At 28.7% G+C, this 12,913-nt stretch carries 12 protein-coding genes; 4 read left to right on the top strand and 8 right to left on the bottom strand.

Features of this window, described 5'->3' with window-relative positions; genetic code table 11:
* The coding region (locus tag PKV21_02550; GenBank protein ID HOM26370.1) for a hypothetical protein at nucleotides 1-186 on the top strand (186 nt) is incomplete at its 5' end.
* 71 nt (nucleotides 187-257) lie between these two features.
* On the opposite strand, the gene PKV21_02545 is transcribed toward PKV21_02550, so the two are convergent.
* Genes PKV21_02545 through PKV21_02510 form a run of 8 tightly spaced genes read right to left on the bottom strand, consistent with a single transcriptional unit; the run spans nucleotide 258 to nucleotide 10,461 of the window.
* Complete coding sequence (locus PKV21_02545; protein ID HOM26369.1) at nucleotides 258-1,580, bottom strand: choice-of-anchor Q domain-containing protein; 1,323 nt, start codon at nucleotides 1,578-1,580, stop codon at nucleotides 258-260.
* Nucleotides 1,581-1,583: 3 nt separating this feature from the next.
* Nucleotides 1,584-3,599, bottom strand: a complete 2,016-nt coding sequence (locus tag PKV21_02540; GenBank protein HOM26368.1) for a right-handed parallel beta-helix repeat-containing protein — start codon at nucleotides 3,597-3,599, stop codon at nucleotides 1,584-1,586.
* Nucleotides 3,600-3,613: 14 nt separating this feature from the next.
* Nucleotides 3,614-4,375, bottom strand: a complete 762-nt coding sequence (locus tag PKV21_02535) for a helix-turn-helix domain-containing protein (protein HOM26367.1) — start codon at nucleotides 4,373-4,375, stop codon at nucleotides 3,614-3,616.
* Nucleotides 4,362-5,516 (bottom strand): neutral/alkaline non-lysosomal ceramidase N-terminal domain-containing protein, encoded by a 1,155-nt coding sequence (locus PKV21_02530; GenBank protein HOM26366.1) that lies wholly within the window; start codon nucleotides 5,514-5,516, stop codon nucleotides 4,362-4,364. The genes PKV21_02535 and PKV21_02530 overlap by 14 nt, the downstream gene beginning before the upstream one ends.
* On the bottom strand, nucleotides 5,506-6,636 hold the full coding sequence (locus PKV21_02525; protein HOM26365.1) for a hypothetical protein: 1,131 nt from the start codon (nucleotides 6,634-6,636) through the stop codon (nucleotides 5,506-5,508). Before PKV21_02525 ends, PKV21_02530 begins: the two co-directional genes overlap by 11 nt.
* Nucleotides 6,637-6,648: 12 nt before the next feature.
* Nucleotides 6,649-7,746: an anaerobic sulfatase maturase gene (locus PKV21_02520; GenBank protein ID HOM26364.1), complete on the bottom strand. Its 1,098-nt coding sequence runs from the start codon at nucleotides 7,744-7,746 to the stop codon at nucleotides 6,649-6,651.
* The gene (locus tag PKV21_02515; GenBank protein HOM26363.1) at nucleotides 7,739-9,097 is read right to left on the bottom strand and encodes a sulfatase; all 1,359 of its coding nucleotides are present in this window, start codon (nucleotides 9,095-9,097) and stop codon (nucleotides 7,739-7,741) included. Before PKV21_02515 ends, PKV21_02520 begins: the two co-directional genes overlap by 8 nt.
* The gene (locus PKV21_02510) at nucleotides 9,094-10,461 is read right to left on the bottom strand and encodes a sulfatase (GenBank protein HOM26362.1); all 1,368 of its coding nucleotides are present in this window, start codon (nucleotides 10,459-10,461) and stop codon (nucleotides 9,094-9,096) included. Before PKV21_02510 ends, PKV21_02515 begins: the two co-directional genes overlap by 4 nt.
* 85 nt (nucleotides 10,462-10,546) lie before the next feature.
* Here PKV21_02510 and PKV21_02505 point away from each other — a divergent pair, with 85 nt between their 5' ends.
* The 3 genes from PKV21_02505 to PKV21_02495 all read left to right on the top strand — a co-directional run.
* Entirely contained in the window at nucleotides 10,547-11,644 is a 1,098-nt protein-coding gene (locus PKV21_02505) for an exo-alpha-sialidase (protein ID HOM26361.1), read from the top strand.
* Nucleotides 11,641-12,612: a Gfo/Idh/MocA family oxidoreductase gene (locus PKV21_02500; protein HOM26360.1), complete on the top strand. Its 972-nt coding sequence runs from the start codon at nucleotides 11,641-11,643 to the stop codon at nucleotides 12,610-12,612. Before PKV21_02505 ends, PKV21_02500 begins: the two co-directional genes overlap by 4 nt.
* An 8-nt stretch (nucleotides 12,613-12,620) precedes the next feature.
* Nucleotides 12,621-12,913, top strand: a 293-nt coding sequence (locus PKV21_02495) for a hypothetical protein (GenBank protein HOM26359.1), incomplete at its 3' end; no start/stop codon positions are given.

Genomic DNA, 12,913 nt, shown 5'->3' with positions numbered 1-12,913 from the left:
AAAGGTGGGAAATATTCACTTACTTTTAAAAACATAATTGAGCAATTAAGAAAGATACAGATTGGATATATAAATGTTAAAGGATTGATTATAAGACAGATAAGTAAGATGAGTCAGTTGCAGAAAGATATGTTGAAAAAATTGAAAGTTGAGTTGAAACTGAAAAATAAATTAAACACTAATTAGAAAACTGAAATTTGACTTAATCCATTATCCCACAAAGAATTATATTGATTTTAAAGTCTATAAGTTTGGTTTTAGTTTTTTTCAAACTCATATGCTCCTATATCCCATTTAGAACCAGATGGTCTTTTTATGCCATCTTTATCTTTTGGGTCTATCCAGTCCTTTATTTCAGTTCCTCTATCAATTGCTGGACTATCTGGAAGAAGATGAAAATCCTTTTTTTCAAAATTTACAAATTTAGGGTCTCCTCCATTTATTCCATTTTTTTCAACTTTTGAAAATTCATTTTTAGGAGCATAATTTGCATCTTTTGTCTTTGTCACATAATTAAAATCTGCCTGAAAATCCTTTATTTCTTCCTTTGGTTTATCAGCAAAATGATACCATCCAATTTCGTCACTGTCAGGATAAGACCCTCCTCCAATAAAAATGTTATTGAAAATTCTTGCCCGATGACCTCCCACCTCAAATTCACCCTTTTTTTCATAATATCTGAAAAGTAACGGTCCTGCTGTATTTCTTCCACAGTTTACAAAAGTATTGTTATAGAATTTAACTCCTGGAATACCAATCTGTGCAACTCCTCCTATATTGTAAAAAATATTATTTCTGAAAGTCCAGTCCCTTAAATCTGAATATCCATAACTTAAAAGCATAGCAATAGAACCTGTAGAGTCATGGAAATAATTATTTTCAACAAGAATATCATAAGAAATTTCTCTGTTGTTATCATATATCTGAAAAAAGTCAGCATGCCAGCCGGTTTCTCTTAAATCATAAACTTCATTATTCCTTATTATATGTCCTTTACCAAAAATTCTCCACACATCTCCTTCTCCATTATAAATAACATTATTTTCAAAAATACAATTACTTGATTTTGTTCCAGTACAATTTAAAACAACCTTTCCAAAATTCCTCATAATATTATTTCTGACTATACAACCTGTTGAATCAGGATGAGAAGTTGGATGAAATGAAATGCTAACTCCATAACCTTCTAAAATACAGTTCTGAACAATATTATAATCTCCTGAAATACTCACTCCTCCTGATAAATAAAAGTTTTCAATAATTATGTAGTTTGCTTTTCTTGGAGCCCATCCTCCAATTTGAAAACTTATGGTTTTGATTTCTTCAACCTTTCCTTCTCCTTTAAATTTAATATATTTTTCAGGTTGTCCACTTTTTAAAATATTCACTTTTTCATTATATTCACCGGGTAAAACTAAAACTGTATCACCGGGATTAACAACATTTGCTGCTTTTTGAATTGTCCTGAACGGTTTTTCTTTTGTACCAGGGTTTTCGTCACTTCCATTGATACTTACATAATATACCTCTGAAAAAGAAATTTTTAAAAGTAATATTAAAAATAAATAAATCTTTTTCATTTTTTACTTCCATTTCTTTTCTATTTCACCTCCTAAATATGTTTTTTTCATTTTTTCATTATAAACTTTATCCAGGTCTTCTGATAACAACGGTAAATCTCTTTTCCCGTCTCCATCAAAATCATAATTTTTTATATTCTTAAAATTTATTTTACTTCCAGGAGTTTGATTTTCATAAAGAACTTTTTTTACAGGGCTTTCATCTTTAAACTCAAAATTATACTCAAAATTATCATTTCTTCCCCAGTTGCAGACCATCACAATTCTGAAAGGGACTTTTTCAAGTTTTGGAGAAATTTTAATGTATTTTCCTTCTTTTGCAATCACTTTTCTGGGTATTCCGTCAAAATTAATCTCTACAAAATCTCCTTCATTTATTAAATCTGTCTGACTTACTATACAAATTTTTTCTTCATCTGATAGAGTTGGTTCAACAATATGAAAGGACTTTGGAAAATTTTTAAACATTGGATTGGAATATAAAGAATTTAAATCTTTCTGAGTATCTTTTTTATATACTTCAAATTGACTTAATTTATACCATTTGCCTGATGCTGCAATAACAGTTGGATTCTGTATTTCACAATTCCAGAAAATATTATAATCACCTTCATATTCATTTACATTAATTCCATAAATAGCACCTGGATGACCTGTAATAAAGATATTTCCCTTAACATCATATTTTTTTCCTGTAAAACTAATACTTCCATATTGAGAAAGAACTACAGTATTAAAATACATTTTCACATTATCTGTATTCTGATGCCCAAAAATTAAAGAGTATGCACCTGCCCCCATAATTATATTATTTTTTAATTCAACATCATATGTTTCCTCCATCATTATGGACTGTCCTCCACAAATAAGTAAATTATCTTCAATTTTTAAATTCTTTACATTTCTGTATGTCTGCATATTATCAGGATGTCCATAAAGAATATGATGGTGAATGTAGTTTCCCTTTACCAAAACATTTTCTGAATTCCATGAAACAATCAGACCATCAATATTGTTGAAAGCAATCTCATTATTTAAAATTTCAATATCAGAAGAATTTCCGACTGATATACCATTACCATTAAAAAGTACTATATTTTTCATTATTTTTGTATTTTTGCTTCTGTTAACATATAAGCCAACATTTTTATTGTTATATATAATGCAGTTTTTAATGGTTATATTTTCACTGTTATCAATCCATAAGCCATTTGTATTACTTCCACATATTTCAATTCCATCAATTTCAACATTTTTTACTCTGCTCAAAATTAAAATTCTATCTTCTTTTCCCGTTGTTTCAATAAAATTCAGTTCCTTTTCATTTTGAGGCCAAATATAAACAACATATCTATCATTTTCTTTTTCAATTGCCCACTGACCGGGTGAAGTAATAAAATTTGGACTATGCTGAAGATAAAATAAATCCTTTTCAGTTAATTTCAGATATGGTTGTTTTGCAAATTCAAAAAAACCTTCTTCTTTATTAAAATTTATTACAGGACATGTGAAAAAACCGTTGACTGTTGAATTGAGAATTCTTACTTCAAAATTTTTCACATCTTTTAAATTTTTTATTTCAGAATTATAAATTCTGTAAATATCACCTTTTTCTTCAAATTTCTCAACTTTAAACCAGTTTTTTTCTGGATATCTTGCAATTTCAATTCTCTTATTTTCTATGAATAATTCATCAATTTCTCTGTTCAGATATGTTTTCCAGATATTTTTTTCAAACTTTTCCCATCCTTTAATTTTTTCATAACCAGAAATTATAACTCTTCCCTCACCCTTTATTTTAATTCCTGATTTTGGTTGAACAGTTTCTCTATAAATCCCCTGTTTAATTATAATCTCATCTCCTTCTTTTGATATTTTTATTGCATCTGATATTTTCTTGAAAGGAAATTCTTTTGTCCCTGTTTCTTTATCCTTCTTGGAACTACAATCAACCCAGATTGTTTCTGCTTCTAAACAAAAAATAAACATAAAAAGAATTAAAAAAATTTTTTTGACCATATTCTTCCTCCACTTTAAAGATAACTTTTTCTGAATTTAACAGGTGATACTCTTTTAATTTTTTTAAAAACTCTTGAAAAATAATTAAAATCATAAAACCCACACATTCCGGCTATTTTTGAAACAGGAAGTTTTGTCTCAACAAGTAATTTAGAAGCATATTCAATTTTTTTAATATTTACAAATTTTGTAAAACTTATATCATAAATTTTCTTTACAAGTTTTCTCACATAAACCTCTGAAATTCCAAGATATTCTGCAGTTTTCTTTATTTTAATCTCACTCCCTATATTTTCTTCAATGTATTTCTCTAATTTTTCCATGTATTCAGTTGTTTTTTCAGGAGTTTTAGTTGAGGTTTCAAAAATCATATTCAAAATTTTTAAAAGAAAAGAAAAATTTGGTTTACCATTAATTATAGAGGGTATCATTTTTTTTATTGTTTTAATATTTTCTTTCCCCCCTCTGTAAATATATGTTTTTTTAAAAAAATCAGTAAATGTTTCATCTGCAATTTTCTGACCCAATTTAAATCTCAAAGATAAAATTTCAGCAGGTTTATTTAAAGTAGATTTAAAAAAATGAACCCTTTTTTCTGGAATAAGTATGAAGGTACCCGGTAATATTTTATATTTTTTATTTTCAACAGTTTCAATCCCTTTGCCTGAGATAAAAAAAAGTAATTGATTTTCTTCATGAAAATGAGGTGCTTCAATTCCTGTTTCAAAACTTAAATGGATGAATTTAATTTCAATTGCTGTATTAAGTTCTACCATTTTTCATATAATTCTTTACAATTTCTTTTATTGTTTTTTCAACTTCTTTCACAGGACAACTATTTGCTTCATGTCCTCCTTCAGAGAGTATTTTGTCTGTAGAGATATAACCAATATAATCGTTTGTATAACCTGCAACAATTGTGACAGGGTATTTTGATTTTTTCTTTATATCAAGCCCTATTTCTACAACAGGTTCCCCTGGTAATGTAATAAAGATGATTTTTTCTCCTATTTTTAATATCTGCATTTCTGTCTCTAAAATTCCTGTTCCATCTTTTTTTATAAATACTACCTTTTTTCTATCAAAGTGAAAATCATTTACCTCAAGATTATGAAAATTTTCTTTACACTTTAAAATCTGTTCTCCAATAGTTTCACCTGTCTTTTTCGCAACTTCAAAATTATCGGTAATACATATCCTCGGATTAATATTTCCACTGGCTCCTGTGATATAAACGAGGTTTTCAAGATTTAAATTATTTTCAAGGAAACTTCTCAGATATCCCACAAAATCGGCACTTGCATAATAATTTGAAGGACCTAAAACAACTGGATGGCATGCATAATTAACAATTAAACTTTTTAAATCCCCATTCTTTTTGAAAAATCCTATACATATTACTTCTTCATCAACTATTCCTGTATGTTTTTTTTCAATATCCTGCCATTCATTTTTTGCTTTTCCATCTATAACAACTCTTCTATTATGAGAAATATCAACTTCTGTTTTTGTCCATTTTAAATTAACTTCTTCAATGTTTTTAAATCCATCTTCAATACCCTTTAATATCTTTCTTTCAATTTCATTTAAAAACTCCTTATCTGCTCCAAATTTTCTACCAACTGTGATAACACTTGAATGAGTATGTGTACAGCAAATCATTATATTATCAAAAGGTATTTTAAATTCTTTTTCAACTTTCTCCCTGATTTTTTCAGTAAAGGGAAGTTCTATCCCGAGAATATCAAGAGAAACTAAACAACCAAAATTTTTATCATTTTTCAAAATTATTCCATTTGCTTCAATATCTCCTTTGCTTCCTTTGCAAAATCTTGTTTCTGTATTCGGATAACCTGCAAGTTTACTTCCTTCTTCTATTTTAAGTTTTTCCTTAAATGTACCTATTTTAAGTCCCATATTTTTCTATTTCCTCAATAATACCAAGAGCAATTTTTTTACCTATTTTTTTATAGTCCTCTTTTTTCATCAAACAATTACGACAGATGCAATACGGTGTTTCCATTGAAAGAGAAGGAATTTTAATATTATTTCTTATAAAATCAGAAAAATGAGGTGTTTCCCATCTGCTCTTATAATTTATAGACCTGATATAATTTTCAGACATATATTTCCCAACTTTTTTTGCAATTTTTTCAGTCATCTCTTTCTCAATTTTATACATTTTTTTATCTTTTTCAAAAGGTGTAATGAAAAAATATGCACCATCTATTTCACATGCACCAGGAGCATGAAAATCAATTGCAAGAAATGGAATACATCTTTCCTTCCATCTCATTATATCTCTCTGAATTACAAGTGTTTCGTGTCTCATAGGAGGAAATCCCCATGCACGATTTAAATCATAAGGAAAATTATCCTTACCATAATAACCATTTTCAATCCCATCTATATTTGAAAGAGGAACTGCCCACACAATTAAATTTTTATAGTTTATTTTGGAAAGATACCTCAGAAAACCATCTAAAACCCAACTTCCAGGCGTTTCACCGGAATGCTGTCTTGCCATTAAATAAACCCCCTTCTTTTTAATATCTCCATAACTATTACTTAATCTTATCATTTCTCTTTCTTCCTGACTTATTCCAATCACATCTTTTTTCCAGTAACCCTTACTTTCTTTAATAATTTCATCTATTTCTTTTTTTCCGTATGGATAACAGAAAGCAATCTCAAATTTTTCACTCATAATATTTACATTCCATGATACATGTTTTCTACCATCCTCAAATTCAATTAATTCTGGCTTTGATAATCTTTCCCAGTCCTTTTTTTCAAATTTTATTACAGGTCTGAGGTTTTCAGGTCTATCTCCGCCAAGCATATTGCCTGTGTTTTTGAGAATAAGTTTTAGTTTTTTTATTCCTTTGGATTTTACTTTAAAGTAGAACCAGAGGCATTCAGGACCACCCTTAGGAGATGGTGAAAAACTGATTATGGGTATTTCTTTTTCCTCTATTTCTATATCACAGACATTAGCCATTGGAAAATCTTTTATAATTTTTATTTCTCTTTTCATTTTTCATCTTTTTCAAAAAAGTTTAACCCTTTCTGATATAATTTTAAACTTTTCAAAAGAATATGTAAAAAATTTCCTATAAGCAAAACAAAAATAATCAGTTCCATCCAGTTTCCCATTTTTTACATACCTATGCCAGAGACATCCATTATTGCATATAAAATTCCATTCACATTTTTTGCATTTTTCTATCTGTATTTCTTTCATTGCACCAAATTTTTTGAGTTTTTCATATATTATATCAAGTTCATCAAAAAAAATATTTCCAAGTTTAAAATCAGTATTTACAAAAAAATCACATGGATAAACATCTCCATTATGTTCAACAACAAGATATTCTCCACATCTTTTCTTTAAAGTACAAGCAGATGGTTCAATTCCTTTTATAATCTCAATAATATTATCAAAAAACCTAATTGAAACATAAGGAAAACCATTATTCCACCATAAATCAAAAATCCTGCATAAAAAATTTGAATATGTTGAAGGAGTTATTGAAAATTTACTTATTTTATCTTTTTTTCTATCTGTTGCAGGTATAAACTGTAAATATTTAAAACCCTTTTTAACAAAAAATTCAAAAATCTTTTCAGGGTATTTACCTGTTTCTTCTCCAATTGTGGAAAGGATATTAAACTGAACTCCATTTCTTTCCAGTTTATTTATATTTTCCATCACTTTTTTAAATGTTTTTTTTCCATCTTTATATCCTCTGTAAAAATTATGTATTTCTTCAGGTCCATCTAAACTTATACCAACAAAAACATTATATCTTTTAAAAAATTCAATCCACTTATCATCTATCAAAATCCCGTTTGTTTGAATTGTATTTCCAACTATTTGTCCTGTTTTACCATATTTTTTCTGAAATTCAACAACATTATAATAAAACTCAATTCCTGCAATTAAAGGTTCTCCACCCTGCCAGCAGAAAAATATATTTTTTCCTTCAGAATAATCCATAAATTTTTTTATAAAAAATTCAAGTGTTTTTAAATCCATTATCTTTGCTTCTGGATATATCTGTTTTGTTTTTTTGTAAAAGCAGTAAGAACAGTCAAGATTACATAGATAAGAAGTTGGTTTAACAAGAAGTTCAATTTTATCCATTTTTCACAGGTAATTTTGCTTTTGTATCTTTCAGATAATGGTCAAGGAGTTCTTTTAAGAGTTTAAATTCTTTTGTTTTTTTATCCGTAAGGTCATTCTTTTCTTCTCTATCTTCATTTAGATTAAAAAGAAGATACTTCTCATATTCATAAGAATATATGAGTTTCCAGTTATCGTAAATCACAGAAGAGGAAGGAGTACCACCCTGATTTCCATAATGTGGCCAGTGAAAAAAAAGACCATTTCTTTTTAAATCTTCTCCTCTTAAAACAGGTAAAATACTTATCCCATCTTTATGCTGATGCGGAGACAGAGGCAATCCAGTTATATCAAGTATTGTCGGATAAAAATCAGTTGAAACTACAGGAAAATCACATTTTTGTTTTTTTATTCCGGGTATCCTCATTATTAAAGAAACCCTTATTCCTCCTTCCTCAATCCATCCTTTTCCTTCTCTTAAAGGTAAATTACATGTAGGTGAACCTTCAGCAGTTGAAAGTCCTCCATTATCTGATGTAAAAATTATTACTGTATTTTCATATTTTCCTGTTTCTTTCAATGTTTCTATTACTCTTCCTATATTTTCATCAAGATTTTCTATCATCCCAGCATAAAAAGGGTCTGATTGAATTATCCTTCTTATTATCTTTAAATGTTTCTTATGCTCGCATGGGAAATTTTCTCCTTCAATAAAAGGATTTATTTTATCAAGTTTCAATTTCTTTGCCTTTTCTCTGTATTTCTGGATATATTTTTCAGGAACCTGAATTGGAACATGAACAGCATAATGGGATAAAAACATAAAAAATGGTTCTTCTGTTTCTTTAATTATTTTTACTGCTTCATCTGTAAGTCGGTCTGTTAAATATTCTCCTTCAGGTCCATCTTCAAGTGTCGGAATTTTATAAGGTGAGAAATATCCATAGTGAGGCATTCCCCAGGAACAACCACCTATATTTTTATCATATCCATGATTTTCAGGAAAATATGGTCTATCTCCAAGGTGCCATTTTCCTATATAATAAGTTTTATATCCAAATTTTTTTAAATATTTTGCAATTGTCTCTTCTTCAAATGGTAAATACTCAAGATTTTCAGGTGGTAAAAGTTTTCCTCTATCCCTTCCTCCGATATAGTTTGTTATACCTAATCTTGCAGGATATTTACCTGTCTGGATACTTGCTCTTGTAGGAGAACATACAGGACTTGCTGAATAAGCATTTGTAAATATAATTCCTTCTTCCGCAATTTTATCAATATTTGGTGTTTCATAAAATTCACTGCCATAAATACTTAAATCCTTCCATCCAAGGTCATCAATTAAAATAAAAAGAATATTTAATTTTTTCATTCTATTGAAGAGGATGCAAGTTCATATTCACCCTGTATACCTTTTATTACCTTTGATTTTTTTTCAAAGAATACAGAACCAAATTTATTCAAAAGTTCTTTTGCTATATCAGGATGTTTATCTATTAAATTTACTCTTTCTTTCGGGTCATCTTTCAAATTAAAAAGCATATCAATTTCTTCATCAGGTGTATAAACAAAACTCCATTCTTTATTTCTGATACATCTGTAAATTCCTCTCTTATATCCACATATTACTGCATCTCTATGTTTATCTATATCACCTTTAATTACTGAAAAGAAACTTTTACCAGAAAGACATACATTATTTCCTTCAAAACCAAGAATTTCAAGAATTGTAGGAAGAACATCAGGGAATTGAATTAATGCATCAATTTTTCCTTTATATAACTCTTCTGGAAATTTCATTATAAATGGGACCTTTAATAATTCACTGTACATCCTGTCAGAACCCTTTAAAAATTTTCCGTGGTCAGCAAGTGGATGTCCATGGTCAGCAGTAAGAACAATTAAAGAGTCCTCGTAAAAATTCAATCTTTCAAGTTCTTTAAATAAATATCCAAAACAGTAATCAACAAAACTTACTTCACCTGCATAAAGACCTCTTATAAAATCAATTTCTTCTTCCGTAGCCCAGTTTTTTGCTTCTCCACCCATAGGCATAATCAATCTTTTACCTTTATATTTTTTAGAAGTATATTTATCAAATTTTTCTGGTGGGTCCCATGGCTCATGTGGTTCAAAAGAATCAATCCATAAAAATATTTTTTGGTTTGTTTTTCTTGCTTTCTTTAAAAACTCAATTGCTTTTTCAACAACCTGCATTGTAAACCAGTTTTTTTCATTCATATTGTCTGTATTTGCAAGAAATTGGAGTATCCTTTTTTTCCATTCATCTGTATAATTTTCATTCACATAATCATTTATATTTCTTTTTGAAACAGGGATTTCATAAGGGTCATATTCCTGGCCTCTTATCCATTCATAAACATTAAAATTCCTGTGATAATTCATATTTGGAGCCCTGTAATGATATGTATCTGTTATAAATCCTGAGAGATACCCTTCTTTATTTAAAATCTGAGCAATTGTTAAGTCATAATCGGTTAAAGGACACCAAGGTCTGTAAGGTAATGAATAAAAACCAGTCATAAGTTCATATCTAACAGGGATTGTAGGGAGACCACATGGATAAACATTTTCAAAAACTAAACTTTTTTCAGCAAATTTATCAATATTTGGCGTCTTACAACTTTCAATATTCTCAAAAACTCTTTCCCCTTTATTGTAAACACTCACATGGTCCTGCCTTAAACTGTCAATCATAATAAAAATTAAATTCATCTCTCCTCCTTTTTTCAAAATTATAATCTTTCCAAAAAAAATTTCAAATATGTTAAAATAAAAAATTAAACCTTTTGAGATTAAAATGGAAAGATTAGAAAAAAAATTAGAAGAGAAACTTGTAAAACTTGGCCAGATAATAGTAAATCAGGAGAAAGCAAGAATAATAGTTGAACCATATAGAAATGAAAAGGGATATTGGTTTGGAGGTGGAAAGATAAGAAAGGATATAGAAGGAAGGATTGTTTTAACAGGAAGATACAGAAATTCAGGGGATAGTAGATATGGAATAAAAATGGGAGAAAGGGGGCTTGAACTTGCAATTTTTATTTCTGAGGATAAAGGTAAAACATTTAAAAAATTAAAATCATTTTCAAAAAAAGAACTTAAAGTTGGAAAAAAGGAGGTCTTATCAATAGAGGGTTCATCAATTTATTTTGGAGATAAAGTTGAAGTTTATGTATCAACAGAAAAAAAGAGAAATTATCCAGAGGGTTTTGAAATATATCAGAAAGAAGGTACAGGTATCTGGGAAATAGATGTTTTTGAAGGAAATACAATTGAAGATTTAAATCCTGAAAATATAAGAAATGTTCTAATATCAGAAAATCCAGAAAATTTACATGTTAAAGACCCTTTTGTTTTTGACCTGAATAAAAAGACATATATGATTTTCTGTCAGCATCCATTTTCCTGGACCTGTTCATATTCAGGTCTTGCTGTTAAAGAAAATGATATTTTCAAAATAATTTCAAAAGATATTTTACCAAAAGGTTATACATGGGATATCGCAGTTACAAGAATAACAGAAAGATTGCCTGTTCCTAAAATCGGAATTTTCAAAGATATTCCAGATATTTCACTTTATTTTTATGATGGAGCAGAGTGTATAAGAGAACATCCACAGTCAGAAAAAGGAGTTAAAAGACCAAGGGGTTATTCATGTGAAGAAATTGGTGGACTTGCCTATGGTTTTGATTATGAATTTCCTAAAATTTATAGATTAAGTTTAAATTTCCCTTTATTTATTTCTCCTTTTGGGACAGGATGCAATAGATATGTTTCTGCCTTTTTTGATGGAGAAAAAATTTATGCTATATGGCAGAGGTCAATGCCTGATTTTTCACAACCCCTTGTTATGAATACAGTTGATATTGAAGAAATAGAAAGGATACTGAAATGAAAATAGGAATAATAGGAACTGGAAGAATCTCAAATGTACATATAAATTCTATTAAAAAAATAGAAGGAATAAAAATTATATCTGTTTGTGATATAATTGAAGAGGTCGCAAAGAATAAGGCGAAAGATATTGGATGTAGTTATTATACTGAATATAAAGAAATGATTGAAAAGGAAAGGCCTGATTGTGTCTGGATATGTACACCTGCTGATACTCACACAGAAATCGTTTTATACTGTATTGAAAAAAATTTACCATTTTTTCTTGAAAAACCACCTGCTTTAAAAGAAGAAGAATGTGAAATTGTTATTGATAAACTTAAAACAAAAAATATTATTCACAGTATTGGATTTATGTTACGATATGACCCTGCTTCTGAAAAACTCAAAGAAATTATTAAAAATGAAAAAGTTATATTTATTTCATCTGAGTGGTTCTGGACAATCCCTCTTGTTGATTCAATAAAAATTAAGGAAAAGGCAGGAGGACAGATTGTTGACCAGGCAATACATTTTATTGACCTTATAAGATATGTTTTTGGAGAGATAAAATCCGTATATACAAAAAGAGTTAGGGGATTTTTCCCAGAAGAAAAATTATATACAGGAGATGATGCAAGTTGTACAATATTTGAATTTGAAAATGGAATTTATGGAAACTTATTATGCACATATGCTTTATTTCCTGAAGTGACAAGATACTATCCACCAAAAATTAGATTTATATGTAAAAGGAAACTTATTGAATATTCACACAGGAAATTAATTATAATTACTTCAGAAAAATATGAGGAATTTAATTTTAACCAAGACCTTTATTTTGTTGAAGATAGAGTATTTATTGAAAGTTTAAGAAAAAATGATAAATCAATAATAAAATCAGATTATTTTGATTCAATTAAAACATTAAAAGTAGCACTTTCAGCAAATAAATCAATGGAAGAAAACAGGGAAATAATAATAAGATAGGGGGAAAAATGAACTCAAGAGAAAGAGTAAAAATATTATTAAAAAAAGAAATTCCTGACAGAATGGGTATATATGAGCATTTCTGGCCTGAAACATTCTGTGGATGGGTAAAAGAAGGTTATCCTGTAAAAAGAGTGCATAAAAAACAGGAAGAATCAAGATGGGATGAAGAAACAGGTAGATATGTGAAAGTTGAAAATGAAGGTGATTATATTGAACCTATGGACTCTGGAGAATATTTTGATTATGATATTTTGGGATGTGGTGGATGGTTTGATACATCACTTTTTCCTGGAAGATG

The organism is bacterium, from assembly GCA_035371905.1.
Lineage (GTDB): Bacteria > Ratteibacteria > UBA8468 > B48-G9 > JAFGKM01 > JAMWDI01.
This window is presented reverse-complemented; position numbering and strand designations above follow the sequence as displayed.